27 protein-coding genes are annotated in these 25,002 nt (G+C 70.7%); 17 read left to right on the forward strand and 10 right to left on the reverse strand.

Translation table 11 applies throughout. The annotated features are described in order from the left end of the window. Positions 1-9: 9 nt before the first annotated feature. On the forward strand, positions 10-756 hold the full coding sequence (locus OHU34_RS31965) for a nucleotidyltransferase domain-containing protein (protein WP_142269748.1): 747 nt from the start codon (positions 10-12) through the stop codon (positions 754-756). 12 nt (positions 757-768) lie between these two features. Here the strand turns inward: OHU34_RS31965 and OHU34_RS31970 are convergent, their stop codons facing one another. The 4 genes from OHU34_RS31970 to OHU34_RS31985 all read right to left on the reverse strand — a co-directional run bounded on the left by OHU34_RS31970 (position 769) and on the right by OHU34_RS31985 (position 4,428). Further along, on the reverse strand, positions 769-1,779 hold the full coding sequence (locus OHU34_RS31970; protein ID WP_142269747.1) for a heme A synthase: 1,011 nt from the start codon (positions 1,777-1,779) through the stop codon (positions 769-771). 57 nt (positions 1,780-1,836) lie between these two features. Continuing rightward, the gene (locus tag OHU34_RS31975) at positions 1,837-2,607 is read right to left on the reverse strand and encodes an ABC transporter permease (RefSeq protein ID WP_230196247.1); all 771 of its coding nucleotides are present in this window, start codon (positions 2,605-2,607) and stop codon (positions 1,837-1,839) included. Next, positions 2,607-3,527, reverse strand: a complete 921-nt coding sequence (locus tag OHU34_RS31980; protein WP_020130539.1) for an ABC transporter ATP-binding protein — start codon at positions 3,525-3,527, stop codon at positions 2,607-2,609. Before OHU34_RS31980 ends, OHU34_RS31975 begins: the two co-directional genes overlap by 1 nt. A gap of 100 nt (positions 3,528-3,627) precedes the next feature. Further along, a complete protein-coding gene (locus OHU34_RS31985) occupies positions 3,628-4,428 on the reverse strand; it encodes an aminoglycoside N(3)-acetyltransferase (protein WP_020130538.1) in 801 nt (266 codons plus the stop codon). Between the two features lie 183 nt (positions 4,429-4,611). Here OHU34_RS31985 and OHU34_RS31990 point away from each other — a divergent pair, with 183 nt between their 5' ends. Genes OHU34_RS31990 through OHU34_RS32025 form a run of 8 tightly spaced genes read left to right on the forward strand, consistent with a single transcriptional unit; the run spans position 4,612 to position 11,207 of the window. Then, positions 4,612-5,355, forward strand: a complete 744-nt coding sequence (locus OHU34_RS31990) for a metalloregulator ArsR/SmtB family transcription factor (RefSeq protein ID WP_142269745.1) — start codon at positions 4,612-4,614, stop codon at positions 5,353-5,355. Further along, positions 5,352-6,773 carry a Fe-S cluster assembly protein SufB gene (sufB, locus tag OHU34_RS31995; protein WP_020130536.1) on the forward strand — a complete coding sequence of 474 codons (1,422 nt, stop codon included), beginning with the start codon at positions 5,352-5,354 and terminating at the stop codon, positions 6,771-6,773. The genes OHU34_RS31990 and sufB overlap by 4 nt, the downstream gene beginning before the upstream one ends. 59 nt (positions 6,774-6,832) lie before the next feature. After that, on the forward strand, positions 6,833-8,050 hold the full coding sequence (gene sufD / locus OHU34_RS32000; protein ID WP_230196248.1) for a Fe-S cluster assembly protein SufD: 1,218 nt from the start codon (positions 6,833-6,835) through the stop codon (positions 8,048-8,050). Next, positions 8,050-8,367 carry a non-heme iron oxygenase ferredoxin subunit gene (locus OHU34_RS32005; protein ID WP_142269743.1) on the forward strand — a complete coding sequence of 106 codons (318 nt, stop codon included), beginning with the start codon at positions 8,050-8,052 and terminating at the stop codon, positions 8,365-8,367. Before sufD ends, OHU34_RS32005 begins: the two co-directional genes overlap by 1 nt. A 7-nt stretch (positions 8,368-8,374) precedes the next feature. Continuing rightward, positions 8,375-9,139, forward strand: coding sequence for a Fe-S cluster assembly ATPase SufC (gene sufC / locus OHU34_RS32010; protein WP_020130533.1), 765 nt, complete (start codon positions 8,375-8,377; stop codon positions 9,137-9,139). Continuing rightward, complete coding sequence (locus OHU34_RS32015; RefSeq protein WP_142269742.1) at positions 9,136-10,392, forward strand: cysteine desulfurase; 1,257 nt, start codon at positions 9,136-9,138, stop codon at positions 10,390-10,392. Before sufC ends, OHU34_RS32015 begins: the two co-directional genes overlap by 4 nt. An 18-nt stretch (positions 10,393-10,410) precedes the next feature. Continuing rightward, complete coding sequence (gene sufU, locus OHU34_RS32020; RefSeq protein WP_054239147.1) at positions 10,411-10,878, forward strand: Fe-S cluster assembly sulfur transfer protein SufU; 468 nt, start codon at positions 10,411-10,413, stop codon at positions 10,876-10,878. Next, complete coding sequence (locus OHU34_RS32025; RefSeq protein ID WP_020130530.1) at positions 10,875-11,207, forward strand: metal-sulfur cluster assembly factor; 333 nt, start codon at positions 10,875-10,877, stop codon at positions 11,205-11,207. Before sufU ends, OHU34_RS32025 begins: the two co-directional genes overlap by 4 nt. A gap of 72 nt (positions 11,208-11,279) precedes the next feature. Here OHU34_RS32025 and OHU34_RS32030 read toward each other — a convergent pair whose 3' ends face one another. Continuing rightward, on the reverse strand, positions 11,280-12,113 hold the full coding sequence (locus OHU34_RS32030) for an AbfB domain-containing protein (RefSeq protein ID WP_405769595.1): 834 nt from the start codon (positions 12,111-12,113) through the stop codon (positions 11,280-11,282). Between the two features lie 237 nt (positions 12,114-12,350). Between OHU34_RS32030 and OHU34_RS32035 the strand changes: the two genes are divergently transcribed. Together OHU34_RS32035 and OHU34_RS32040 are read left to right on the forward strand one after the other, a co-directional pair. Continuing rightward, positions 12,351-12,671 (forward strand): multidrug efflux SMR transporter, encoded by a 321-nt coding sequence (locus OHU34_RS32035; RefSeq protein WP_142269740.1) that lies wholly within the window; start codon positions 12,351-12,353, stop codon positions 12,669-12,671. Next, the gene (locus tag OHU34_RS32040) at positions 12,671-13,213 is read left to right on the forward strand and encodes a TetR/AcrR family transcriptional regulator (protein WP_142269739.1); all 543 of its coding nucleotides are present in this window, start codon (positions 12,671-12,673) and stop codon (positions 13,211-13,213) included. Before OHU34_RS32035 ends, OHU34_RS32040 begins: the two co-directional genes overlap by 1 nt. Positions 13,214-13,281: 68 nt before the next feature. Here OHU34_RS32040 and OHU34_RS32045 read toward each other — a convergent pair whose 3' ends face one another. Continuing rightward, positions 13,282-14,190 carry a winged helix-turn-helix transcriptional regulator gene (locus OHU34_RS32045; RefSeq protein ID WP_142269738.1) on the reverse strand — a complete coding sequence of 303 codons (909 nt, stop codon included), beginning with the start codon at positions 14,188-14,190 and terminating at the stop codon, positions 13,282-13,284. Between the two features lie 145 nt (positions 14,191-14,335). Between OHU34_RS32045 and dapD the strand changes: the two genes are divergently transcribed. Further along, positions 14,336-15,325 carry a 2,3,4,5-tetrahydropyridine-2,6-dicarboxylate N-succinyltransferase gene (gene dapD, locus OHU34_RS32050; RefSeq protein ID WP_142269737.1) on the forward strand — a complete coding sequence of 330 codons (990 nt, stop codon included), beginning with the start codon at positions 14,336-14,338 and terminating at the stop codon, positions 15,323-15,325. A gap of 164 nt (positions 15,326-15,489) precedes the next feature. Here dapD and OHU34_RS32055 read toward each other — a convergent pair whose 3' ends face one another. Further along, on the reverse strand, positions 15,490-16,029 hold the full coding sequence (locus tag OHU34_RS32055; protein ID WP_235034725.1) for an aminotransferase class I/II-fold pyridoxal phosphate-dependent enzyme: 540 nt from the start codon (positions 16,027-16,029) through the stop codon (positions 15,490-15,492). A gap of 78 nt (positions 16,030-16,107) precedes the next feature. Here OHU34_RS32055 and OHU34_RS32060 point away from each other — a divergent pair, with 78 nt between their 5' ends. Further along, positions 16,108-16,734 (forward strand): DJ-1/PfpI family protein, encoded by a 627-nt coding sequence (locus tag OHU34_RS32060; protein ID WP_142269736.1) that lies wholly within the window; start codon positions 16,108-16,110, stop codon positions 16,732-16,734. Positions 16,735-16,761: 27 nt separating this feature from the next. Here OHU34_RS32060 and OHU34_RS32065 read toward each other — a convergent pair whose 3' ends face one another. After that, positions 16,762-17,265: a hypothetical protein gene (locus OHU34_RS32065; protein WP_200840062.1), complete on the reverse strand. Its 504-nt coding sequence runs from the start codon at positions 17,263-17,265 to the stop codon at positions 16,762-16,764. A 155-nt stretch (positions 17,266-17,420) separates the two neighbouring features. Beyond that, complete coding sequence (dapA, locus tag OHU34_RS32070; RefSeq protein ID WP_405769603.1) at positions 17,421-18,398, reverse strand: 4-hydroxy-tetrahydrodipicolinate synthase; 978 nt, start codon at positions 18,396-18,398, stop codon at positions 17,421-17,423. A gap of 182 nt (positions 18,399-18,580) precedes the next feature. Here dapA and OHU34_RS32075 point away from each other — a divergent pair, with 182 nt between their 5' ends. Continuing rightward, entirely contained in the window at positions 18,581-19,027 is a 447-nt protein-coding gene (locus tag OHU34_RS32075; RefSeq protein WP_405772445.1) for a phage holin family protein, read from the forward strand. Then, positions 19,024-19,593 carry a DUF3618 domain-containing protein gene (locus OHU34_RS32080; protein ID WP_230196254.1) on the forward strand — a complete coding sequence of 190 codons (570 nt, stop codon included), beginning with the start codon at positions 19,024-19,026 and terminating at the stop codon, positions 19,591-19,593. The genes OHU34_RS32075 and OHU34_RS32080 overlap by 4 nt, the downstream gene beginning before the upstream one ends. A 137-nt stretch (positions 19,594-19,730) precedes the next feature. Here the strand turns inward: OHU34_RS32080 and OHU34_RS32085 are convergent, their stop codons facing one another. Next, entirely contained in the window at positions 19,731-21,557 is a 1,827-nt protein-coding gene (locus tag OHU34_RS32085; protein ID WP_405769606.1) for an endonuclease/exonuclease/phosphatase family protein, read from the reverse strand. A gap of 358 nt (positions 21,558-21,915) precedes the next feature. On the opposite strand from OHU34_RS32085, the gene OHU34_RS32090 reads away from it, so the two are divergent. Together OHU34_RS32090 and OHU34_RS32095 are read left to right on the forward strand one after the other, a co-directional pair. Then, positions 21,916-23,343, forward strand: a complete 1,428-nt coding sequence (locus tag OHU34_RS32090; protein ID WP_405769609.1) for a hypothetical protein — start codon at positions 21,916-21,918, stop codon at positions 23,341-23,343. A 176-nt stretch (positions 23,344-23,519) separates the two neighbouring features. Beyond that, positions 23,520-24,983, forward strand: a complete 1,464-nt coding sequence (locus OHU34_RS32095) for an alkaline phosphatase PhoX (RefSeq protein WP_405769610.1) — start codon at positions 23,520-23,522, stop codon at positions 24,981-24,983. The last annotated feature ends 19 nt before the right edge of the window (positions 24,984-25,002 follow it).

The raw sequence follows: 25,002 nt of genomic DNA on the forward strand, positions 1-25,002 counted from the left end.
ACTGGGCGCATGACCAGCCGCACGGACGCATTACTGGACCGTTTTCTCGCCGGCCTCCAGGCCCTGGACCCCGTCGCCGTGTGGGCCCACGGTTCGCTCGCCGGGGGCGACTACCAGGAGGGCCGCAGCGACCTGGACCTCATCGCGGTCCTGGCGGGGCCCGCAGCCCCGCGCGCGGTGTGGCACCTTGCCCGGCTGCACGCCCGCCTGCGGAACGAGCCGCTCGCCCCGCTGCTGCACTGCACCTATCTCACGCCCGGCCGGATCACCGACCCGGAGCGGCGGCACCTCACCTGGGCGCACGGCCAACTGTTCCGGCGGACGGTCACCCCGGTGACCCGGCGCGAACTGCACGACTTCGGCCGGGTGCTGCACGGCAAGCCGCCCGGCGCGCTTGTGCCGCCCGTGCCGGATCGCGCACTCGGGGCGTTCGTCGTCCGCGACCAGCGGGACTTCTGGCGGCCCGCCGTCGACAAGGCCCACCTGTGGCGTGAGAACGTCTGGGTCGATCTGGGCCTGCTGACCTTCGCGCGGGCGACGGTGACCGTGCGGGACGGCCGGCTGATCTCCAAGCGCGAGGCCCTCGACGAGCTGCTCGCGCTGGGGGCGCCCTCGGAGGTCGTGGCGGACATCGCGCGCCGCCGCTACGCCGAGGGGGACGGGCAGGCCGACGCGGGGTGGCCCGCCCGCCGCGCCGAGCTGACCCGGGACTACCTGGCGCCGGCGATCGACGGGCTGGTCACCTCGTACGCGTGAGCCTCGGATGGCTCACGCGCGCGTGCCGACCGTCGCCTCGGCCGCCGGGCCCGGCAGGTCGATCGTCGTCCAGGGGCGCTCGCGCAGCGCCAGCAGCACGCGCAGCACCGCGATCCACACCAGGCAGGAGCCGAACATGTGCAGCCCGACCAGGGCTTCGGGAAGGTCCGTGAAGTACTGGACGTAGCCGATGAGACCCTGCCCGAGCAGCACCAGGAACAGGTCCCGGGTGCGGTCCAGCGGGTTCTTCGGCGCGTCCACCGCCTTGAGGATGAACCACAGGGCGAAGGTCAGCGTCACCACGATCCAGGCGAGCACGGCGTGCAGCTTGGCGACCGTCTCCCAGTCCAGCGGCATCCGCTCGACCTCGCTGGAGTCACCGGCGTGCGGGCCCGCGCCGGTCACCACCGTGCCGACGCCGATCAGCAGCGTCGAGGCGACGACCAGGAACCACACCAGCTGCTGCACGGGCCTGCCGACCAGCGGACGGGGCTCCCCGTCGCCCTCCCGGGCGCGCTGCCACATCACCGCGGCGACCGCGAGCAGCGCCGTGGCGGCCAGGAAGTGCGCCGCGACCGTGTACGGGTTGAGGCCGACGAGCACCACGATCCCGCCGAGCACGGCATTGCTCATCACCAGCCAGAACTGCGCCCAGCCCAGCCGGGTCAGGCTCCGCCGGTACGGCTTCTCGGACCGCGCGGCGATGATCGCCCAGCCGACGGCCGCGCACAGCACGTACGTCAGCATGCGGTTGCCGAACTCGATGGCGCCGTGGAAGCCCATGGCGCCGGTCGCGGTGAGCGAGTCGTCGGTGCACTTCGGCCAGGTCGGGCAGCCCAGGCCGGAGCCCGTGAGCCGGACGGCACCGCCGGTGACCACGATGACCACCGACATCACGAGCGGGTACAACGCCGCCCGCTGAACGGTCCGGCGGGTGGGGGTCCAGCGTTCGGCGATGAAGGCGAGCGGGTTGCGCACGGCGGCTACGGCGTCGGCACGGGTCACGTTTGGCACGCGCCCCATCGTAGGCGCCCGCTTGTGCACGCGTTCACGAGGGTCCCCCGGGCCGGCGGCACGCCACTACTCCCAGCGGAAGAACCGGCCGGCCGCCGCGAGTCCCACGACCGCCCACACCGTCAGGATCCCCAGGTCGCCCCAGGGCATGCCCGTGCCGTGCTGGAGCACGTCCCGCAGCCCGTCCGAGAGGGCCGAGACGGGCAGCAGACCGAGTACGTCCTGGGCGCCGGTCGGGAACTTGTCGAGCGGGACGATCACCCCGCCGCCCACCAGCAGCAGCAGGAAGACCAGGTTGGCCGCGGCCAGCGTCGCCTCCGCCTTCAGGGTGCCCGCCATCAGCAGGCCGAGGCCCGAGAAGGCGGCCGTGCCCAGGATCAGGAGCAGCAGGACGGCCGCCGGGTTGCCGTGCGGGTCCCAGCCGAGGGCGAAGGCGATCGCCGTCAGGAGGATCACCTGGAGGATCTCCGTGACCAGCACCGACAGCGTCTTCGCCGCCATCAGGCCCCAGCGGGGCAGGGGAGAGGCGGCGAGCCGCTTCAGCACCCCGTAGCGGCGTTCGAAGCCGGTCGCGATGGCCTGGCCGGTGAAGGCCGTCGACACCACGGCGAGCGCGAGGATGCCGGGCGTGAGGAAGTCCACCGCCTCGCCCGCGCCGGTGTCGATGATGTCCACGCTGCTGAACAGCACCAGTAGCAGGGTGGGGATCACGACGGTGAGCAGCAGCTGCTCGCCGTTGCGCAGGAGCATCTTCGTCTCCAGCACCGCCTGGGCCGCGATCATGCGGGGCAGCGGAGCCGCGCCGGGCCGGGGGGTGTAGGTACCCGTGGCGGTCATCAGCGCAGCTCCTTGCCGGTCAGTTCGAGGAAGACGTCCTCCAGGGTGTGCCGTTCGACCGAGATCCGGTCCGGCATCACCCCGTGCTGCGCGCACCACGAGGTGACCGTCGCCAGCAACTGCGGGTCGACCTTGCCCGTCACCCGGTAGGAGCCGGGGGTCAGCTCGGCGGCCGAGCTGTCGGCGGGCAGGGCCTTGAGCAGGGAGGTCACGTCGAGGCCGGGGCGGCCGGTGAAGCGCAGGGTGTTCTCGGCGCCGCCGCGGCACAGCTCCTCGGGGGAGCCCTGGGCGATGACCCGGCCCGCGTCGATGATCGCGACGTCGTCGGCGAGCTGCTCCGCCTCGTCCATGTGGTGCGTGGTCAGGATGACGGAGACGCCGTCCGCTCGCAGGTCCCGTACGAGTTCCCAGGTGGCGCGGCGGGCCTGCGGGTCGAGGCCGGCCGTCGGCTCGTCCAGGAACACCAGCTCCGGGCGGCCGACGACGGCCATCGCCAGCGCGAGCCGCTGCTGCTGGCCGCCGGAGAGGCGGCGGTACGTCGTCCGGCCGCAGGAGCCGAGGCCGAGGCGCTCGACGAGGGCGTCGACGTCCAGGGGGTGGGCGTGCAGCCCGGCCACGTGCCGGAGCATCTCGTCGGCCCGGGCGCCGGAGTACACGCCTCCCGACTGGAGCATCACGCCTATCCGGGGGCGCAGGTCGGCGGCCTGTCTCTGCGGATCGAGGCCGAGGACGCGCACCGTACCGGCGTCCGGCCTGCGGTACCCCTCACAGGTCTCGACGGTGGTCGTCTTGCCGGCGCCGTTGGGTCCGAGGACGGCGGTGACGCCCGCCCCGGCCGTCAGGTCGAGGCCGTTCACCGCGGACTTCGTCCCGTACCGCTTCACCAGGGCCTCGACCCGGACGACAGGCTCACTTCGCATGGCTCAAGAGTCTAGGTTCGCGGGTGGGGGCTCGGACCGGGGGGTGCGGGAACCGGCCGGACGCGGCGGTGGCGGGGGCCCCGGCGGCGGGCGGGCCGCATCAGAGTTCCTCCTCGCGGGAGCGGTGCAGCGGCAGCCACCGCTGCGCGTAGGCCACCGCGTCCGCGACCGGAAACAGCCGTACGTCGGCCGCCCCGACGGTGCCCCGCACGACGTCACGGTCGCGTTCGAAGTCATGGCCCAGCTCGTCGAAGCGGTCGGAGTCGATCGACACCTCGGTCACGACCTCCCACGTCCCGCCGGGTCCCGGCCGGCCCACCGCGACGAGCGGGGCCGGGATCCGGTACTCGGCCAGGTGGAAGCTGGTGCAGGTGGCGTAGCCGGCGCCGAGCAGCAGGACCCGCGCCCCCGCCTTCTCCAGTCGGGCCAGCGGGCTGTGCTCGCCGAGCCGGCAGTCGGGGGCGTGCCCCTCGACCAGCTCCGCGGCCCGCGCCCCGAGCGCCGCGAACGAGGTCTGCGGGTGGGCGCTGCGCAGGGCGCCGGGCCAGGTGCGGACCGTCTCCGGGATCACGCCCACGCCCAGTGCGGGAGTGATGAGGGGGTCGTAGGCGGGCATGGTCGTCCGGATCCGCTCCCACCACTGCGCAGGGACCGGCGGATTGCTCCACAGGGCCGGGTCGGAGAGGTCGCCGGACTGGGTGGGGACCACCAGAGTGCCGTCCGGGCCGATTGCGTCGAGCAGTCCTCGTACCACCGCGACGGCGCCTCCGCAGACCCAGCCGAGCGAACTGAGCGAGGAGTGCACGAGCAGGATTTCTCCGGGTTCGACACCCAGCGCGCGAAGCTCCGCGGCGAGGCTGTCGCGGGTGACAAGTGGGCCGGTGGGAGGGGGTGTGGGCATGGTCCGGCAGTGTCCAGGAAGGGGGCTGCGGAGACCAGTGGTTTTATCGCGTCACCGTCCCCTTCTGATCGATCAAAGATCGTTTCCGCAGGTCAGATTAGGTTTACCTAAGTGACGCAGGGCACCGCCCGCCGATCCGGACACGGCTTGCCTGTGTCTGAGGAATTACGCAACAATGGCGTTGTGAAATACGTCGGCGAGGCTCGGGAGACCCCCACGGGGACCCCGCAGGAGGAGATCGCGACCGGTGAGCGCTCGACGCGCAACCGGGTCGCTCGGTCCATCCTGGACCACGGGCCGTCGACCGTCGCCGAGCTGGCCGGCCGGCTGGGCCTCACCCAGGCCGCCGTACGACGCCACCTCGACGCGCTGGTCGCCGACGACATCGTGGCAGCCCGCGAGCAGCGGGTGTACGGAGCACGGACGCGCGGGCGGCCCGCCAAGGCCTTCGCCCTCACCGACTGCGGCCGGGACGCCTTCGACCAGTCCTACGACAAGCTCGCCGCGGACGCCCTGAGCTGGATCCAGGAGCGCTTCGGCGGGGACGAGGCCGTCGCCGCCTTCGCCCGCGCGCGGATCGCCGAACAGGCCGCCGGGTACCGCGCGGCGATCGAGGCGGCCGCTCCGGAGGAGCGCACCGAAGCCCTGGCCAAGGCCCTGAGCGCGGACGGGTACGCTGCTACGGCGCGCAGCGCACCGGTCGGCGAGCAGCTGTGCCAGCACCACTGCCCCGTCGCCCATGTCGCCGAGAAGTTCCCGCAGCTCTGCGAGGCGGAGACCGAGATCTTCTCCCAGCTGCTCGGGACGCACGTCCAGCGACTGGCGACCATCGCCCACGGCGACGGCGTCTGCACGACGTTCATCCCCAAAGTTTCCACAGCCACCCACAACGCATCTGCAAGCACGGCCGGGAGGAACCCCGCATGACGCTCCCCACGGAGACTGCCCACCCCGAACTCGAGGGCCTGGGTAAGTACGAATACGGCTGGGCCGACTCCGACACGGCCGGCGCCTCTGCGAAGCGCGGCATCAACGAGGACGTCGTCCGGGACATCTCGGCCAAGAAGTCCGAGCCGGAGTGGATGACGAAGCTGCGCCTCAAGGGCCTGCGGCTCTTCGGCAAGAAGCCCATGCCCAACTGGGGCTCGGACCTCTCGGGCATCGACTTCGACAACATCAAGTACTTCGTGCGCTCCACGGAGAAGCAGGCGGAGTCCTGGGAGGACCTGCCCGAGGACATCAAGAACACGTACGACAAGCTCGGCATCCCCGAGGCGGAGAAGCAGCGCCTCGTCGCCGGTGTCGCGGCCCAGTACGAGTCCGAGGTCGTCTACCACCAGATCCGTGAGGACCTGGAGGAGCAGGGCGTCATCTTCCTCGACACCGACACCGCGCTGAAGGAGCACCCGGAGCTCTTCAAGGAGTACTTCGGCACCGTCATCCCGGTCGGCGACAACAAGTTCGCGTCGCTGAACACCGCGGTGTGGTCCGGCGGATCCTTCATCTACGTGCCGAAGGGCGTGCACGTGGAGATCCCGCTCCAGGCCTACTTCCGTATCAACACGGAGAACATGGGCCAGTTCGAGCGGACCCTGATCATCGTCGACGAGGGCGCCTACGTGCACTACGTCGAGGGTTGTACGGCCCCGATCTACAAGTCGGACTCGCTGCACAGCGCCGTGGTCGAGATCATCGTCAAGAAGAACGCCCGCTGCCGTTACACGACCATCCAGAACTGGTCGAACAACGTCTACAACCTGGTCACCAAGCGCGCCGTGGCATACGAGGGCGCGACCATGGAGTGGATCGACGGCAACATCGGCTCCAAGGTGACGATGAAGTACCCGGCCGTCTACCTGATGGGCGAGCACGCCAAGGGCGAGACCCTCTCCATCGCCTTCGCGGGCGAGGGCCAGCACCAGGACGCCGGCTCCAAGATGGTCCACATGGCGCCGAACACCTCGTCCAACATCGTGTCGAAGTCCGTGGCGCGCGGTGGCGGCCGGACGTCCTACCGCGGTCTCGTCGAGATCGGCGAGGGAGCCCACGGCTCCAAGTCCAACGTGCTGTGCGACGCGCTGCTCGTCGACACCATCTCCCGCTCCGACACGTACCCCTACGTGGACGTCCGTGAGGACGACGTGTCCATGGGCCACGAGGCCACCGTCTCCAAGGTCAGCGACGACCAGCTCTTCTACCTGATGAGCCGGGGCATGACCGAGTTCGAGGCGATGGCGATGATCGTGCGCGGCTTCGTCGAGCCCATCGCGAAGGAGCTGCCCATGGAGTACGCCCTCGAGCTCAACCGGCTGATCGAGCTGCAGATGGAAGGCGCGGTCGGTTAAGACCCGCCCCCGACAGCAGCAGCAATTTTCTGACGTAGGAAGAGAGCAGACCGACAGCCATGGCTGAGGCTCAGAACGCCCCCAATCTCGAATCCACTCGACCGGGGGGACCCCCACCCGTGGGCTCCACCACCGCGGGCCAGATCGCGGTGGCCGCCGAATCGACCGTCGCCACGCGCATGAGCGCGCCCGCCTCCTTCGACGTGAAGGACTTCCCGGTCCCGCACGGTCGCGAGGAGGAGTGGCGGTTCACGCCGCTGGAGCGGCTTCGCGGGCTGCACGACGGCACCGCCGTCGCGACCGGCGAGGGCGTGAAGGTCGCCGTCGAGGCGCCCGAGGGCGTCACCGTCGAGCTCGTGGACCGCGACGACCCGCGCCTGGGGAAGGCGGGCACCCCGGTGGACCGGGTCGCCGCCCAGGCGTACTCCGCGTTCGAGAAGGCCGGCGTGGTCACCGTCCCCAAGGAGACGGTGCTCACCGAGCCGATCCGCATCGCGGTGCACGGCGAGGGCGGGGTCTCCTACGGTCACCAGGTCATCGAGCTGGGTGCCTTCGCCGAGGCCGTCGTCGTCATCGACCACACCGGTGACGCCGTGCTCGCCGCCAACGTCGACTACGTCCTCGGGGACGGCGCGAAGCTGACCGTCGTCTCCGTCCAGGACTGGGACGACAAGGCCGTGCACGTGGCCCAGCACAACGCCCTCGTCGGCCGCGACGCGACCTTCAAGTCGGTCGTGGTGACCTTCGGCGGCGACCTGGTCCGTCTCCACCCGCGCGTGGCGTACGCCGGCCCCGGCGCCGAGGCCGAGCTGTTCGGTCTGTACTTCACGGACGCCGGTCAGCACCAGGAGCACCGCCTCCTGGTCGACCACAACGTCCCGCACTGCAAGTCCAACGTCGTCTACAAGGGCGCCCTCCAGGGCGAGGGCGCGCACGCCGTATGGATCGGTGACGTGCTCATCGAGGCCAAGGCCGAGGGCACGGACACCTACGAGATGAACCGCAACCTGGTCCTCACGGACGGCGCGCGGGTCGACTCGGTGCCGAACCTGGAGATCGAGACCGGTGAGATCGTCGGTGCCGGACACGCCTCCGCCACCGGCCGTTTCGACGACGAGCAGCTCTTCTACCTGATGGCCCGCGGCATCCCGGCCGACGAGGCCCGTCGCCTGGTGGTCCGCGGCTTCTTCGCCGAGCTGGTCCAGCAGATCGGTGTCGACGACATCGAGGAGCGCCTGCTCACCAGGATCGAGACCGAGCTGGAGGCCACCGTCTGATGGCCTACGTACGCGCCTGCGGGCTGAGCGAGCTGGAAGAGGACACCCCGAGACGGGTGGAACTCGACGGCACGCCGGTCTCGGTCGTCCGTACCGAGGGGGAGGTGTTCGCCATCCACGACATCTGCTCCCACGCGAACGTCTCGCTCTCCGAGGGCGAGGTGGAGGACTGTCAGATCGAGTGCTGGCTGCACGGCTCCAGCTTCGACCTCCGCACCGGCAAGCCGTCCGGCCTTCCCGCGACGCGCCCCGTCCCCGTATACCCCGTAAAGATCGAAGGGGACGACGTGCTCGTCTCCCTCACCCAGGAGTCCTGAGGCACCCATGGCAACGCTTGAAATCCGAGACCTGCACGTCACCGTCGAGGCCGACAACGCCACGAAGGAGATCCTCAAGGGCGTCGACCTCACCGTGAAGCAGGGCGAGACGCACGCCATCATGGGCCCGAACGGCTCCGGCAAGTCGACCCTCGCCTACTCGCTCGCGGGCCACCCGAAGTACACGATCACCGGCGGCACCGTGCTGCTCGACGGCGAGGACGTCCTGGAGATGTCCGTCGACGAGCGCGCCCGCGCGGGCCTGTTCCTCGCCATGCAGTACCCGGTCGAGGTCCCCGGCGTCTCCGTGTCGAACTTCCTGCGCACCTCCGCCACCGCCATCCGCGGCGAGGCCCCCAAGCTGCGCACCTGGGTGAAGGAGGTCAAGGAGGCCATGGAGCGTCTCCACATGGACACCTCCTTCGCCGAGCGCAACGTCAACGAGGGCTTCTCCGGCGGCGAGAAGAAGCGCCACGAGATCCTCCAGCTGGAGCTGCTCCGGCCGAAGGTCGCGATCCTCGACGAGACGGACTCCGGTCTGGACGTCGACGCCCTTCGCATCGTCTCCGAGGGCGTCAACCGGGTCCGCGAGACCGGTGAGGTCGGCACCCTGCTGATCACGCACTACACGCGCATCCTGCGCTACATCAAGCCCGACTTCGTCCACGTCTTCTCGGCCGGCCGCATCGTCGAGTCCGGCGGCGCCGAGCTCGCCGACAAGCTGGAGAACGAGGGCTACGAGGCATACACGAAGGGTGGCGTATCCGCGTGACGCAGCTGCCGGGCCTCCTCGACACCGAGGCGATCCGCAAGGACTTCCCCATCCTGGACCGGCAGGTCCACGACGGCAGGAAGCTCGTGTACCTGGACAACGCGGCGACCTCGCAGAAGCCGCGCCAGGTGCTGGACGCCCTCAACGAGTACTACGAGCGCTACAACGCCAACGTCCACCGCGGTGTGCATGTGCTCGCCGAGGAGGCCACGGCGCTGTACGAGGGCGCGCGCGACAAGGTCGCCGCGTTCATCAACGCGCCGAGCCGCGACGAGGTGATCTTCACCAAGAACGCCTCCGAGTCGCTCAACCTCGTGGCGAACATGCTGGGCTGGGCCGACGAGCCCTACCGCGTGGACCACGAGACCGAGATCGTCATCACCGAGATGGAGCACCACTCCAACATCGTCCCGTGGCAGCTGCTGTCGCAGCGCACCGGCGCGAAACTGAAGTGGTTCGGCCTGACCGACGACGGCCGGCTCGACCTCTCCAACATCGACGAGATCATCACCGAGAAGACGAAGATCGTCTCCTTCGTGCTGGTGTCGAACATCCTCGGCACCGTGAACCCGGTCGAGGCGATAGTGCGCCGTGCGCAGGAGGTCGGGGCCCTGGTCCTGATCGACGCCTCGCAGGCCGCGCCGCACATGCCGATGGACGTGCAGGCCCTCCAGGCCGACTTCGTGGCCTTCACCGGCCACAAGATGTGCGGCCCGACCGGCATCGGCGTCCTCTGGGGTCGCCAGGAGCTGCTCGAGGACCTCCCCCCGTTCCTCGGCGGCGGCGAGATGATCGAGACGGTGTCGATGCACTCGTCGACCTACGCCCCGGCGCCCCACAAGTTCGAGGCGGGCACCCCGCCGATCGCGCAGGCGGTCGGTCTGGGCGCGGCCGTCGACTACCTGTCCGCGATCGGCATGGACAAGATCCTCGCCCATGAGCACGCGATCACCGAGTACGCGGTGCGTCGCCTGACCGAGGTGCCCGACCTGCGGATCATCGGCCCGGCGACGGCCGAGGACCGCGGCGCGGCGATCTCCTTCACGCTCGGCGACATCCACCCGCACGACGTGGGCCAGGTGCTGGACGAGCAGGGCATCGCGGTCCGGGTGGGTCACCACTGCGCCCGGCCCGTCTGCCTGCGCTACGGAATTCCCGCGACCACGCGAGCGTCGTTCTATCTGTACTCCACGCCGGCCGAGATCGATGCTCTGGTCGACGGTCTGGAGCATGTACGGAACTTCTTCGGCTGAGGGGCGTGAGCTGAGACCGTGAAGCTGGACTCGATGTACCAGGAAGTCATCCTGGATCACTACAAGCACCCGCACGGGCGTGGTCTGCGCGACGGCGACGCCGAGGTGCACCATGTGAACCCGACCTGCGGCGACGAGATCACCCTCCGTGTGAAGTACGACGGCACGAAGATCGAGGACGTCAGCTACGAGGGCCAGGGCTGCTCCATCAGCCAGGCGAGCGCGTCCGTCCTGAACGACCTGCTGGTCGGCAAGGATCTGGCGGAGGCGCAGAAGATCCAGGAGACCTTCCTGGAGCTGATGCAGTCCAAGGGCAGGATCGAGCCCGACGACGCGATGGAGGAGGTGCTGGAGGACGCGGTCGCGTTCGCCGGTGTCTCCAAGTACCCGGCACGGGTCAAGTGCGCCCTCCTCAGCTGGATGGCGTGGAAGGACGCGACGGCCCAAGCCCTGGGCGGAGCCGACGCCGAAAGGAAGACGGCATGAGCGAGACCCTTGAGATGAAGCCGGCCTCCGAAGAGGAAGTCCGCGAGGCGCTGTACGACGTCGTCGACCCCGAACTGGGCATCGACGTCGTCAACCTCGGGCTGATCTACGGCATCCACATCGACGACGCGAACATCGCGACGATCGACATGACCCTGACCTCGGCGGCCTGCCCGCTGACGGATGTGATCGAGGACCAGGCGAAGTCCGCCACGGACGGCCTGGTCAACGAGCTGCGCATCAACTGGGTCTGGATGCCGCCGTGGGGCCCGGACAAGATCACGGACGACGGCCGCGAGCAGCTTCGCGCGCTCGGGTTCAACGTCTGAGATCCAGCCCGAGATCTTCCCCGGCACACGAGAGCGGCGGCACCCACCGGGTGCCGCCGCTCTCGTGTGTGCTCAGGCCAGCCCGTCCACCAGGTTGAACGAGAAGTCCTCGCGGTGGTTGGAGCCGTAGCCGTACGTGTCCAGGCGCAGCGCGAAGTTCTTGTGGCGCAGGAAACGGCCGGGGTAGTTCACCGACTCCAGCATGACCGCGCCGGAGGAGTAGGAGGAGGGGACGGTACAGAAGGTGGCGTCCTGCTTGAAGAGGGCCGAGCCGTCGTCGCGCTCGGCGCGCAGGACGAAGTCGCGGTGTCGCAGGTACGTGCCGTCCGCCGTGACGAAGGTGGAGCAGGAGCTGTCGGCCAGGCCCTTCACCACGGTGAACGTGGAGTCCGCACGGGACTCCGAGCCGTCGGCCTGATCGAGTTTCACCAGGCCGCCGCTCACCTGCCAGTAGCGGTCGGGGTAGTTGACCGAGCGGACCGAACGCCGGGTGGCGGCCGGCTTGGGGGCGGGCGGCTTCGTCGTCGACGACGCGGACGGTGCGGCCGGGGCGTGCGGCGTCGAACTGCCCTGCGCCTCGGGGGAGGAGGAGGTCTTCGGCGACGCGGACGCGGCCGTGCTCTTCTTCCCCGTCGGTGTCGGCGACCCGCTCGCGGAAGGGGTGGCGAAGGAGATCAGGCCGCCCTCCGTCTCCTCGTCCGACAGCGTCTGTCCCTGACGGGCCTCCGACTTGTCGTCAACAGGCTTGTCGTTCAAGGCGATTGCGGTCACGCACGCCACGATGGTGGCCACGGCGAGACCGCCGGCCAGCCAGAGGCGCCGTGTTCCGGGTGCCCGGGAGGTGTCCGGGGCCCAGCCGTTCTCCCAGGGCTGTTCCTGAGAGGGCCGGGACTTGTTGTCTGGCATGCGCTGTTCCTCCAGCGGCGTTCCCTGACGGCGGCCGCGGCTGCGATGACCCGGTGTGTGAACGGTGAAACAGTAGTGGAACCTGTGGCTCAGGTTCATCCGTTTGGGCGAGCGCTTTCCATAACGCTTTCGACTCCCCGTCGGTAACACTTCCGACTTCGCGCCGACTTGGGAGGGAACGGCCGGTGCGCACCTCGTTGTGTACACCCGTACGCATCGTTGTGTACGCTTGTACGCATGGGATACCTGACGCTCGCCGGCGCGATCGCCGCCGAGGTGGCCGCGACGACGGCCATGAAGTACAGCGACGGCTTCAGCAGGCTCTGGCCGTCGCTGCTGACGGCCTCCGGCTATGTCGTCTCCTTCCTGCTCCTCGCCCAGACCCTCAAGACCGTAGGCATCGGTACGGCGTACGCGATCTGGGCCGGGGTCGGCACCGCGACCATCGCCGTCATAGGGCTCGCCCTGTTCGGGGAGTCCCTGACGCCCACCAAGGCCGTCGGCATCCTGCTGATCGTCGGGGGAGTGGTCGTACTGAACCTGGGAGGTGCGCACTGATGCCCAGGCGTCACGACCCCGAGCGACGGCAGCGGATCATCGACGCGGCGATCCGGGTCGTCGGGGCGAAGGGACTGGCCGGACTGAGTCACCGCTCGGTCGCCGCCGAGGCGGACGTACCCCTCGGTTCCACCACCTACCACTTCGCCACCCTCGACGAACTGATGATCGCCGCCCTGCGGCAGGCCAACGAGGGCTTCGCCAAGGCGGTCGCGACGCACGGCGGGCTGACGGACACCCGCCTCGACCTGCCCGCCGAACTGGCCGGACTGCTCGGTGAATGGCTGGCCGGCGAGCGTACCGGCGTCGAGCTGGAGTACGAGCTCTACCTGGCCGCCCTGCGACGGCCCGCGCTGCGTCCCGTCGCCGCCGAGTGGGCCGAGGACCTCGCCACCCTCCTTGCCGGGCACGTCGACCCGCTCACCGCACGCGCGTTGGTCGCGCTGATGGACGGGATCTGTCTCCAGGTGCTGCTGACGGACGCGCCCTACGACGAGGAGTACGCCCGGGAAGCGCTGACCCGGCTCATCCCCCCGCGCTGACCTGGCTCATCCCCGCCGCGCCCGGTTCCCGCGCAACTCCCGGTCCCTCCGCCGCCCGTGGTCCCCCGCTACCCCTGGTGGCGCTCCGGTGAGGCGTCCTCGCCCAGGCGCCGGACGACGCCGAGCGCCTCCTCGACGCTCCCCGCCACGTCCGTCACCGGATACTGCACATGCCGGACGACCCGCTCCCGGTCCACGACCAGGGTCAGCCGTTTAAGCCGGCTCGCCCCCGCCGCCCGGAACGTCGGCAGCCGCAGCGCGGTGATCAACACCAACTCGGCGTCGGACAGCAGCGGAAAGTCCAGCCGCTCCTCCTGCGCGAACGCACGCTGCTCGTCAGGGCGTTGGGTGGACACCCCGTGCACCGCAGCGCCCGCCGCGCGGAACCCGGCGAGCCGGTCGCGGTAGGTGCGGGACTCCAGTGTGCAGCCCGGGGTGCCCGGGATCTCCGCCCAGCCCGGTGGGTAGGCGTCGGGGCGGGCGTAGGCGCCGGGGAAGCAGTAGAGAACGGTGTGGAGCGCGTCGCCGGCGACCGGATCGCGCGGTGAGTCCCGGTCGTCGACCAGCCGGAGATCGGGCAGCCGGGTGCCCGTCAGGGCGTGCACGCGGCGGGCCTCCGCGGACGCCTGCTCCGCCGTGGCCGTGGTGCCGCCGTCACCCAGGACCCAGGCGTCGCCCCAGTCCTGGAGGGCGACCAGGACGGGCAACAGGGCCCGGCCGCGCGGGGTGAGGCGGTACTCGTGGCGCACCGGTCGCTCCTGGTACGGCACCCGCGCGAGCACCTCGGCCTCGACGAGAAGCCGCAGCCGCTCGGTCAACACCTTCCGGGACAGGCCGAGTTCGCGCTGGAGCTCGTCGAAACGCTGCACTCCGCGAGCGGTGTCGCGGACGATCAGCAGGGTCCACCGGTCCCCGACGACGTCCAGTGCCTGCGCGATGCCGCAGCCGGAATCCTCCGGGCTCGTCCTGCGGGCCATGGGCCTCCTCCCGTCGATGACGGCCATGCTGACACGGTTGGTTCCCAAGAGAAACTCACCAGGCCGGCGGTGGCGCGCGGCCCGCGTCCTGAGACACCGCTGTGCGGGTTGGCCTCTGCGGCCCCCCGCCGGTTAGGTTGCCCTCATGACCGACACGACTGTTCCCCGCACCACCGGCGCCGCGGCCGCCGGCCTCGCCACGATCGCCGCCGACGGCACTGTTCTCGACACCTGGTTCCCCGCGCCCGCGCTCGTCGCCGAGCCCGGCCCGTCCGGCACCGAGCGCCTGTCCGCCGAGAAGGCCGTGGAGCTGCTCGGCGAGGGTGCGACGAAGGCGATCGGTCCGGACGCCCGCCGGGGCGTCGAGGTGGTCGCGGTCCGCACGGTCATCGCCTCGCTCGACGACAAGCCGCTCGACGCGCACGACGTCTACCTGCGCCTGCACCTGCTCTCCCACCGGCTCGTGAAGCCGCACGGGCAGAGCCTGGACGGCATGTTCGGTCACCTCGCCAACGTCGCCTGGACCTCGCTCGGCCCGGTCGCCGTGGACGACGTCGAGAAGGTCCGTCTGAACGCCCGCGCGGAGGGCCTGCACCTCCAGGTCACGTCCATCGACAAGTTCCCGCGCATGACGGACTACGTCGCGCCGAAGGGCGTCCGGATCGCCGACGCCGACCGGGTCCGCCTCGGCGCCCATCTCGCCGAGGGCACCACGGTCATGCACGAGGGCTTCGTCAACTTCAACGCGGGCACCCTCGGCACCTCGATGGTCGAGGGCCGCATCTCCGCGGGCGTCATCGTCGGCGACGGCTCGGACATCGGCGGCGGCGCCTCCACGATGGGCACGCTGTCCGGCGGCGGCAACGTGATCATCTCCATCGGCGAGCGCTGCCTCATCGGCGCCGAGGCGGGCGTCGGCATCGCCCTCGGAGACGAGTGCGTGGTCGAGGCCGGCCTGTACGTCACCGCGGGCACCCGGGTCACCATGCCCGACGGCCAGATCGTCAAGGCCCGCGAGCTCTCCGGCGCCTCGAACATCCTCTTCCGCCGCAACTCGGTGACCGGCGCGGTCGAGGCCCGCCCGAACAACGCGGTGTGGGGCGGCCTGAACGAGATCCTGCACAGCCACAACTGATCCGTGACCGGCGGCCGTGACCTGCGGCTGCCGGAACAGATCAACGCCCTGGCCTGCTGCCGAGCCGTCGGTGGTCGCCGGCGTTGGTCACCATGGAGCGCCCTTCCACGGCCCGAGGACGGCCCGGGAGGGCGCTCGTGTGTGAGCCCGCATCATCGGGGCGTTCAAGCGTGGGCGTCCTCGACGGCGACTCGTCGCACCGTGCGCAGCGTCGACCGGAGACGGTCCGGATCGGTTGAGCCCAGGGCGAGGCGGAGCGCCTGCGGTGTGTGCGTCGAGGTGGTGAACGGCTCGGCCGTGGACACCGAGACGTGCTGACGTGCGAGGGTGGCGGTCAGGCGGTCGGCGCGTGCGTCGTCGGGCAGCGGCAGCCAGGTGAAGCAGGACGAGGGGTGGCCGATGAGCGGGAGGCACGCCAGCTCTTGTCGGGCGAGTGCCTGCCGGGCCTCGGCGTCGTCCCGTTTCTGCGCTTCCAGGTGGTCCACCGTCCCGTCGTCGAGCCAGCGGCAGGCGATCGTGGTGGTGAGGGCCGGACTGTTCCAGGTGGTCGCCCGGATCGAGCGTTCGAGCGAGGGCACCGCGGAGGGCGGGGCGACGACGAAGCCGACCCGCAGGCCGGTGGCGATGCTCTTGGACAGTCCCGAGACGTAGACGGTGATGTCCGGCGCGGTTGCCGCCAGAGGCGGGGGAGGGTCCTCGACCATGCATGACAATTCTTTGACTGTCCTGTTCACGGATCCATACCGTCAAGACCCACCCACCCATGCGGAAGGACAGCCGCCGTGCCTCACATCGCCATCCTCACCTTCGAGGGCTACAACGAGCTCGACTCCCTGATCGCGCTCGGCGTGCTCAACCGCATCAAGACCGACGACTGGCGCGTCACCATCGCCACCCCCGGCCCCAGGGTGACGTCGATGAACGGCGTGGTCATCGAGCAGATGTCCACCCTTGAGGAGGCGTGCGCCGCCGACGCCGTCATCGTCGGCAGTGGCATCGCCACCCGCGAGGTCGTCGAAGACCCGGCGATCATGAATGTCCTGCGCCGGCTGGACCCCTCGCGCCGGCTCATCGCGGCACAGTGCTCCGGCGCGCTCGTACTGGCCAGGCTCGGCCTGCTGGGCGGCATCCCCGCCTGTACCGATCTGACGACCAAGCCCTGGGTCGTCGCCGCGGGCGTCGAGGTGCTCAACCAGCCCTTCTACGCCAAGGACAACATCGCCACCGCCGGCGGCTGCCTGGCCTCGCACTACCTCGCCGCCTGGATCATCGCCCGTCTGCGGGGCAAGGAGGCCGCCGACGGCGCGCTGCACTATGTCGCCCCGGTCGGCGAGAAGGAGGAGTACATGGAGCGCGCCTGGCGCAACATCGCCCCGTACCTGCCCGCTCCCACGCAGGCGCTCGTCTGAACGACCGGTGACCTCCTCACCACTTCCTCATGCCTGCAGTGCTGCCGCGAATTCCGCCAGTGCGGTGAAGTCCTCTTCACGTAGGCCGAGTCGGGGGTTCACGTGGTGCAGGAGGGCCGGTGCCGGGTGGTGGGTGGTGACGTAGGTCGTGTCGGCGGGGGACTGTTCGTCGTCCACCCAGGCGAAGGGGCGGCCCGCGGCGTGGGCGACGATCGCCTCCGTCTTCCAGTGGACCCCGTCGGGCCGGTGGGCGAAGAGCGCCTCGCCGAAGTCGACGTACGGAAGCTCGGGCAGTCCCACCACCGGCGCGATCCAGCGGTTGGCCTGGGACATCCAGGTCGTCGCCCAGCACAGGTCGTAGGGGAGGCGGAGCAGTTCGGCGCCGTGCCCGGGGTGCAGCCAGACCCGCAGCGGTTGCTCGCGGCCCACGGACGCCCTGACGGTCGTATAGCCCGCCGGTCGCTTCGAGGGCTTGGCGGCGTACGGGTTGAGGGGACCGTCGACGTCGAGATACAGCAGCGGCCGACTCATGCACTCACCGTACGTGAGCATGTCCGATGGCCGGCGGAATTTTCGTGGGGGCAGTCCCCACCAGCGACTGGGGCTGGTTCCGGGCCACCGGGGACGGCACCCTCGGACGCTGGACGCCGATCTTCGCGGGCCGCTGACCGGCCCTCGCCCGGCGCTCAGGACGCCGGGCGGGCCGTGAGCCGGTCGTAGGCCGCGCGCAGGCCGACCACCGTCTCGCGGTCGGCGGGCCGCAGCGGCGAGCGCACCGGGCCGGCCGGCAGGCCCAGGTCGCCCAGGAGCCCCTTGGCGGTGACGGTTCCGGGCAGGCCCGAGGCCATCATCGACTCGACCAGTTCCATGGCCTGTTGCTGGAGTCTCGCGGCCCGGGAGGTGTCACCCGCGTCGAACGCGTCCAGGACGGAACGGAGTCGGTCCGGCACCACGTTCGCGACCGTGCTGACATAGCCCGCCCCGCCCACCGCGTACAGCGCGAGGTGGTGCTCCTCGCAGCCCGCGTAGTACGCCAACTCGGTGCGGGAGAGCACCTTCTGGGCGCCGAGGAAGTCGTAGGAGCAGTCCTTGACCGCGACGATCCGGGGGTGCTCGGCGAGCCGGAGCATGGTGTCCGGCTCGATCCGCGTGCCCGTGCGGCCGGGGATGTCGTACAGCATCACCGGCAGCCCGGAGGCATCCGCGACCTCCCGAAAGTGTGCCTCCAGGGCGTCCTGCGGAGGCCTGCTGTAGTACGGGCTGACGACGAGCACCCCGTCCGCTCCCGCCTTCTCGGCGGCCCGGGCGAGTTCGACGGTGTGGCGGGTGTCGGAGGTGCCCACCCCGGCCACGATCGACGCCCGGTCGCCCACCGCCTCCCGTACCGCGGCCACCAGTTCCGCCTTCTCGGCGTCCGACGTGGTCGGCGACTCGCCCGTCGTACCGGAGAGCACCAGTGCGTCGCAGCCGGCGGACACCAGCCGGTCGGCGAGCCGCCGCGCACCGCCGAGATCCAGTGCGCCACTTCCGGTGAACGGCGTGACCATCGCGCAGAGCGCACGGCCGAAGACCGGAGCGGGGCGCGGGGGCGGGGGCGGGACGGGGGACGGGGTGGTGGACGGCGCGGGAGTCGGACTCGGGGGCGTGGGGCGAGCTGTCGTCATAGGGGTAGTCTCGGGCTCACCAAGGTGAAGCTCTACTTAATTCTTCTACGGCATACAGATAAGTGTTCCTGTACAGATGTTCCGCGGTAGAGGGTCGCCGTGAGGGGTGGCGGGGGTCGGCCGGGGTACCCGAATGTTCCGGAACCGAGAGGAGGCGGAACGCCGTGACCGGGACCACGGACATCCGACCCAACAGCAACGGGCGCCACGGCAGCGGGCAGCGGAGCAACGGGCACCACGGCGACGGACACCACACCGTCGGTGAACTCGTCGGCCAGGCCACCGAACAGCTCTCCCGGCTCGTACGGCAGGAACTGGCCCTCGCCAAGCACGAGTTCACCGAGAAGGGGCGGCGTGCCGGGCGCGGCGGAGGGCTGCTCGGCGCCGCGGGCGCGTTCGCGTACGCCGGGCTGCTGGCGCTCGCGGGCACGGGCGTCGCCGCCCTCTCGCTGACGCTGCCCGTCTGGGCGGCCGCGCTCATCGTGACGGCGGTGCTCTTCGTGATCGCCGGCGTGCTGGCCGCGGTCGGCCGTGGCCAACTGCGCCGGGCCGCGCCGCCCACTCCCGAGGAGACCCTCGGCAGCGTCCGGGCCGACGTCGAGGAGATCAAGGAGAGGGCACACCGATGACGGACAGGACAACGGCCGACCTGCGTCGGCAGATCGAGCGGACCCGGCACCGGCTCGGGGCCACGGTCGAGGAGTTGGCGGCCAGGGCGGACGTCCGCGGCCGCACCCGGGCCCGCGCCGCCGACCTCATGGACCGCGCGGGCGCGATGACCGTACAACTGCGCAGCACGGCGTCCCAGGCGAGCTATCACATGCAGGAACGGGCCGGACGTGCGGGACACGCCGTTCAGGAACGGGCGAGCCGCGTGGGGCACGCGGCTCAGGCAAGGTCGGGCCATACGGCCCAGGGGCGAGGGGGCCGTGCGCGGCACGCAGTGCAGGACGCCGCCGCCCGCGTCGGCCGCACCGCCCAGGATCACGCGCTCCACGCCCGTCACGACCTCAGGGACAACGCGGCCCGCGCGGGTCGCACCGCGGAGCGCTCGGCGCCCGCTCCGGTCCGCGTACCCGTACGGTTCGCCCTCCGGCACCCGCGGCCGGTGGTGATCGTGGGCGCGGCGGCCGTGGCACTGGTGGCGGCAGGGGTGATCGGCCGACGCAGGGTGAAGCAGCAGCCGTCGAAGTAGTCGTCGTCGAAACAGTGGTCGTCAGAGCGGTGGTCGTCGAAGTGGCAGGGGGTCGAAGAGGTAGCGGTCGGAGCAACGCCTGGCGGGGCCGGCTGGACGCGGTGTTCAGCCGGCCCCGGTGATCGCGGCCGCGGGCGCTACGGCCGGAAGCGCAGCACCTGCGGGTCGTGGTCACTGATCTGGTCGTGGAACTCCGAGTTGATGTGCACGCTGTCGTACTCGAAGTCGCAGCCGCGCCGGATCGACGGGCTGACCAGGATCTGGTCCAGGACCTGCTGGTTGCCCTGGTAGTCGTAGGTGTAACGCTCGCTCCTCGGCAGCGACTTGATCGCCGACCACAGCTCGCCGTCGCCCTCGAGGAGCTGCGCGGTGCCGGAGAACTCGAAGTCGTTGATGTCGCCCAGCGCGATGACGTCCGCGTTCTTCTGCGTGTCGAGGATGTCCTTGACGAACGTGTTGACCAGCGTCGCCTGCTGGTGGCGCTGCGTCTCCGAGCTGCGCACCACCGGCTGGTACTGCGCGGTCAGCCCCTGGTCGCCGCCCTTGGAGTTGAAGTGGTTGGCGATCACGAAGACCGTGCGGCCGCGGAAGACGAACTCGCCGACCAGCGGCTTGCGGCTGCTCGCCCAGGCCGCGTCGGCCGGGTCGATGCGGCCGGGGGAGGCGGTCAGCTGCGCCTTGCCGCGCACCTTGGTGACGCCGACGGCCGTGCTCGCGTCGCCGCCCGCGCGGTCGGTGAAGGAGACCCGCTCCGGGTTGAACAGGAACACCTGACGGATGTTCCCGCCCGGCTCGCCGCCGTCGGTGTTGTTCGTCGGGTCGATCGAGCGCCAGTCGTACTCGGGGCCGCCCGCGGCCACGATCGCGTCGATCAGCCTGCCGACCGTCACATCGGCGGCGACGGTACCGTCGTTGGTCGCGCCGTTGTTGTCCTGGATCTCCTCCAGGGACACGATGTCGGGCGACTTCAGGTTGTTCACGATCGCGGAGGCGTGCTCCTCGAACGTGGCGTCGGACGGGTCGAGGTTCTCGACGTTGTACGTCGCGACCGCCAGCTCGCCCTTCTTCTGCTTCTGCGTCGTCTCCCGCTCCAGGCCGCCGCTCTTCAGCGTGCCGAGCCGGTTCGCGACGAGGGTGTAGCCGCCGAACTGGTTGTAGTCGAGCGGGCCCGCGGTGACGCCGGTGAGGGAGTCGCCGACGTTCGCGACGGGGAAGTCCGCCGTCGCGCCGAGCGACTGGATCTGGAGCCGGCCGGTGTTCTGCGAGGTGTAGGAGCCGTACAGCGCGCCACCGCGGCGGCTGGTGTTCTCGTGCGGCTTCACCGTGACCCACAGCTCGGTGTACGGGTCGGTGGCGGTGACCACGCGGGCGTCGGCGACCTGGACGCTCATGCCCTCGAGGGACTCGTAGTAGTCCAGGGCGTACCGGGCGGGCCGCAGGGTGAGCGCGTTGATCGAGTTGCTCGCGGCGGTGTCACCGGCCGGGGTGTACGCGGCCGGGACCGACTTCGCGTTCACGACCGTCGCGGCCGGGACCGCGTTGCCGCTGGAGAGGACGGTCACCGTCGGCTTGGTGATCTCCGTGACGGTCTGGTTGCCGGTCGAGGCGCCGCCCGGGACGAACTCCGAGACCGTGCCGGTGACCGTGACCGAGTCACCGACGGCGACCTTCGGGGTGGAGCTGGTGAAGACGAAGACGCCCTCACTGGTGGCCGGGTCGGCGTCCGGGTTCGGATCCTGGATCCAGAAGCCTCTGGACGATCCGTAGGTGCGCACACCGGTGACGATTCCGGCCACACCCGTGACCGCCTGGCCGGCGTACGGCGACAGCCGGGTCGTGCCCTGGATGTCGTGAATGGCCACCGTCTCCGCGTGCGCGGGCGCGGACAGGGCGACGGTGGAGGCCGCGGAACAGACGGCGGCGACGGTGAGCGCGGCGAGACGCGCGGACTTCTTGCTCGGCAACGGAATCCCTCCGGGGACGTACATGAGCGCCGGGACGAGGGTGGAGCGTGGACGAAGGTGCAGCGTGGAACGAGGGTGCAGCGTGGAGCGTGGAGCGTGGAACGAGGGTCGAGCGTGGAACGGGGGCCGCGGTCTGCGGGGCGGACGCGACGCGCGTAGAAAATACAGTGAACAGATGTCCATCGGATTTCTACGCGCGTCAATCTCCTGCCTGGTCACGCCACTTGTCAAGGTTTCGGCCATGTACGCCGCCCGGCGGGGAGATGAACCGGGCGGCATGGGTCCATACCCGTCTAGGCTGAGTGGCCCAGTGCCCCCAGCGGGCCGGTGGCACCACGCGCCCTAGGAGAACCAGCCGATGTCAGACAGCTCCCCCCTCCCGCCGGTGCGGCTGCACCCCGAAGCGGAGCTGGCGCGCGACGCGCTGTCCACGCCGTTGCTCTCCCGGGCCGCCCTGCTCGCCCGCTGGGCCGGTCCCGGCACCCGGGTCGACGCCGGGGGCGGGCTCGTCGAGGACCAGTTGGCGCCCGCCGCCGAGGTGCTGGGGCTGACCGGGGACGACGCCGCCGCCTACGCGAGCGAGGCCTGGCGGGTCGCCGTGGACGCCGGGCTCGTGGAGGTCGTCGACGAGGAGGCCGGCACCGTCACGGCCGGCGAGGACCTGGCCCTGCTGACCGGCGGTTCCCCGCACGACATCCTCGCCGTCTGGCTCGGCGTCCTGGAGACCGTGCTCGCCGACGCGTCCGTCCCCGACCTGGACGAGCTGATGGAGGTCATGGACGAGGGCGGAGAGGTCGACTTCTCCCGGCTCGACTGGAACCCCGAGGCCGAGGCCGAGTTCCTCGACGGTGTCCTCGGCAACCTCTACCTGCTCACCGCCAGCGAGGACGGCCCCGGCGACGCCCCGGTCCCGCTGCCCGCCCTGGCCGCGTCGATGATCATCCCCGGTGACATGGACGAGCCCACCAACGACGTCCTGGAACAGGTCTCCGACGCGATGATGCGGCTCGACGACCAGTTCCGGCTCCTGGAACCGATCGGGATCGTCGCCTACCGGCCCGTCGACGAGGACCTGATGGCGGACCCGGACGAGGAGCCCGCGGCCCCCGTCGACGAGACCGACGTCTCGCGCTACGGCATGGTCCGGCTCACCCCCCTCGGCGTGTACGGGCTGCGGGCCCGGCTGCTGGAGGCCGGTTTCCAGGCCCCGGCCGTCGGCGACCTCGCCGACAAGGGCGCCGACGTCCTCCTCGACGGCAGCTCCGGCTACGGCCCCGGCGCCGCCCTCGCCGAGACCGAGCAATGGCTGGTCCGCCGCGAACCCCTCGACGCGGCACGGGAGTTGCTGGCCGCCGCCCGCGGCTCGGACGCCGGCGCCCCGTTGCGCCGGCTGCGCTGCCAGCAGGCTCTCTCCCTCGTCGGCGGCCAGGCCGAACCCGCCGTCCGTGAGGTCCTCGACGACGCCGAACTCGGCGGCCTCGCCCGCGTCTGGCTCAGCGAACTCGGCGCGACGGACGTACCGGCGCCCTCCGAGGACCTGGTCTTCTGGCTCACCATCGACACGGTGGCGGCGCAACTCGCCGCCGAGGGCAACTCCGAGGAACTCCAGGCCCTCGTCGAGGGGCTGGCCCAGCAGCACAGCGGATTCTTCTCGGCCGCCTGGCGGGTCGACCACCCGGCGACCCCGGACGTCCTGGAGGCCATGGGGCGTCTGCATCCGGACAAGCGCATCGCGAAGGAAGCACGCAAGGCCGCGTTCAAGGCGAGGTCGCAGCAGGGCGGATGAGTCCCCCGCGGCGCGGACGCCTCGGGGCTCCCGTGGCCGGATCCGTACGGATTCACGGAACGGGGTCCCCTGAAGTCGCACCCCGTTCAACTCCCGTTCAGGCATGGGCGGGACGGTGACGCCGAACCGAGGTCCGCCACCCTCCACGGCACTCTCACCGCGTCTCAGGAGACATCATGTCGCTCACCCGCAGGGACTTCGCCAGACAATCCGCGATCACCGGTGCCGGGGTCGCGCTGGCGGGCAGCGTAGGCGCCCTCGCCACCGCGCCGAACGCCCTCGCGTCCACGGAGACCGCGTCCGCGGCGGACACCGCGGACGCGAAACAGGCGTCGGCTGCCGGGCACCACGGGGTCGGCTACGGACCGCTGCTGCCCGACCCCGACGGCATCCTCGCGCTGCCCGCCGGGTTCAAGTACCGCGTCATCACCTACAGCGGCAGGACCAAGCTGGAGTCCGGCGAGAGCACGCCGTCCAACCACGACGGCACCGCCACCTTCTGCGGCCCGCGCGGCGCGACCCTGCTCGTCAACAACCACGAGCTGAAGGGCACGCGCGCGAGCTGGCCGTACCCGGTCCCGCTCACCGAGGGCCTGGTCTACGACCCGGCGGCGGCCGGCGGCTGCACCGTCGTCGAGGTGCGCCCCGGCGGGCATGTCGCCGAGTGGGTCGGCATCGCCGGCACCTCCACCAACTGCGCGGGCGGCACCACGCCTTGGGACACCTGGCTGACCGGCGAGGAGACCGAGGACAAGGCCGGCCAGAACGGCATGACCAAGGACCACGGCTACATCTTCGAGGTCGACCCCGAGGACCGCCGCGCCAACCGCGACCCCAAGCCGATCAAGGCGTTCGGCCGGTACGCCCACGAGGCCGTCGTCATCGACCCCAAGCGCGGCCACGCCTACCTCACCGAGGACGCCTCGGGACCGAACGGCCTGCTCTTCCGCTGGACCCCGCCGGCGGGCTTCCGCCACGGCCGCGGCAAGCTGCGCACCCTCGCCGACGACGCCGGCGTCCTCCAGGCCTTCAAGTGCTTCGACTCGGGCGGCAAGTTCGTCGACGACCTCTCCCGCGCCACGAAGATCGGCACCGTCTACGGCGTGGACTGGATCGACGTTCCCGACCGCGACGCCCGATCGGTGCCCGTCCGCAAGCAGTTCACCGACGGTCAGGTTACCCGCGCCCGCAAGCTGGAGGGCATGTGGTGGGGCGACGGCGGCACCTACATCGTGTCCTCCTACGCCCGTGACGAGAGCCCCGTCCAGCACGACGGCGCCGTCTGGTTCTACGACCCCAAGCGCCGCACGCTGACCCTGAAGGTGCTGCTCGGCGTGAACCCCGACCCGTCCGTCGACGGCGCCCTCGACGGCCCCGACAACATCACCGTCTCCCCGTACGGCGGACTCGTCATCGCCGAGGACGGCGAGGGCGTCCAGCACCTGTTCGGCGCCACCGACAGCGGCCGCACCTACCCCATCGCCCGCAACGAGCTGAACATCGGCACCGCGGACGAGCCGGAATACAGCGAGTTCACCGGCGTCACCTTCTCGCCCGACGGCCACACCCTGTTCGCCAACATCCAGACCCCTGGCATCATGCTCGCGATCACGGGGCCGTGGAAGCGGCAGAAGCGGTGAGCACCGAGCGGTAGTTAAT

Source organism: Streptomyces sp. NBC_00080 (genome assembly GCF_045041255.1).
GTDB classification, from domain to species: Bacteria; Actinomycetota; Actinomycetes; order Streptomycetales; family Streptomycetaceae; genus Streptomyces; species Streptomyces coriariae.

Coding starts and splice junctions, on each gene's coding strand:
- OHU34_RS31965 (WP_142269748.1), top strand. CDS start 10: ATGACCAGCCGCACGGACGCATTACTGGACCGTTTTCTCGCCGGCCTC.
- OHU34_RS31970 (WP_142269747.1), bottom strand. CDS start 1,779: ATGGGGCGCGTGCCAAACGTGACCCGTGCCGACGCCGTAGCCGCCGTG.
- OHU34_RS31975 (WP_230196247.1), bottom strand. CDS start 2,607: ATGACCGCCACGGGTACCTACACCCCCCGGCCCGGCGCGGCTCCGCTG.
- OHU34_RS31980 (WP_020130539.1), bottom strand. CDS start 3,527: ATGCGAAGTGAGCCTGTCGTCCGGGTCGAGGCCCTGGTGAAGCGGTAC.
- OHU34_RS31985 (WP_020130538.1), bottom strand. CDS start 4,428: ATGCCCACACCCCCTCCCACCGGCCCACTTGTCACCCGCGACAGCCTC.
- sufB (WP_020130536.1), top strand. CDS start 5,352: ATGACGCTCCCCACGGAGACTGCCCACCCCGAACTCGAGGGCCTGGGT.
- sufD (WP_230196248.1), top strand. CDS start 6,833: ATGGCTGAGGCTCAGAACGCCCCCAATCTCGAATCCACTCGACCGGGG.
- OHU34_RS32005 (WP_142269743.1), top strand. CDS start 8,050: ATGGCCTACGTACGCGCCTGCGGGCTGAGCGAGCTGGAAGAGGACACC.
- sufC (WP_020130533.1), top strand. CDS start 8,375: ATGGCAACGCTTGAAATCCGAGACCTGCACGTCACCGTCGAGGCCGAC.
- OHU34_RS32025 (WP_020130530.1), top strand. CDS start 10,875: ATGAGCGAGACCCTTGAGATGAAGCCGGCCTCCGAAGAGGAAGTCCGC.
- OHU34_RS32030 (WP_405769595.1), bottom strand. CDS start 12,113: ATGCCAGACAACAAGTCCCGGCCCTCTCAGGAACAGCCCTGGGAGAAC.
- OHU34_RS32035 (WP_142269740.1), top strand. CDS start 12,351: ATGGGATACCTGACGCTCGCCGGCGCGATCGCCGCCGAGGTGGCCGCG.
- OHU34_RS32040 (WP_142269739.1), top strand. CDS start 12,671: ATGCCCAGGCGTCACGACCCCGAGCGACGGCAGCGGATCATCGACGCG.
- OHU34_RS32045 (WP_142269738.1), bottom strand. CDS start 14,190: ATGGCCCGCAGGACGAGCCCGGAGGATTCCGGCTGCGGCATCGCGCAG.
- dapD (WP_142269737.1), top strand. CDS start 14,336: ATGACCGACACGACTGTTCCCCGCACCACCGGCGCCGCGGCCGCCGGC.
- OHU34_RS32055 (WP_235034725.1), bottom strand. CDS start 16,029: ATGGTCGAGGACCCTCCCCCGCCTCTGGCGGCAACCGCGCCGGACATC.
- OHU34_RS32065 (WP_200840062.1), bottom strand. CDS start 17,265: ATGAGTCGGCCGCTGCTGTATCTCGACGTCGACGGTCCCCTCAACCCG.
- dapA (WP_405769603.1), bottom strand. CDS start 18,398: ATGACGACAGCTCGCCCCACGCCCCCGAGTCCGACTCCCGCGCCGTCC.
- OHU34_RS32080 (WP_230196254.1), top strand. CDS start 19,024: ATGACGGACAGGACAACGGCCGACCTGCGTCGGCAGATCGAGCGGACC.
- OHU34_RS32090 (WP_405769609.1), top strand. CDS start 21,916: ATGTCAGACAGCTCCCCCCTCCCGCCGGTGCGGCTGCACCCCGAAGCG.
- OHU34_RS32095 (WP_405769610.1), top strand. CDS start 23,520: ATGTCGCTCACCCGCAGGGACTTCGCCAGACAATCCGCGATCACCGGT.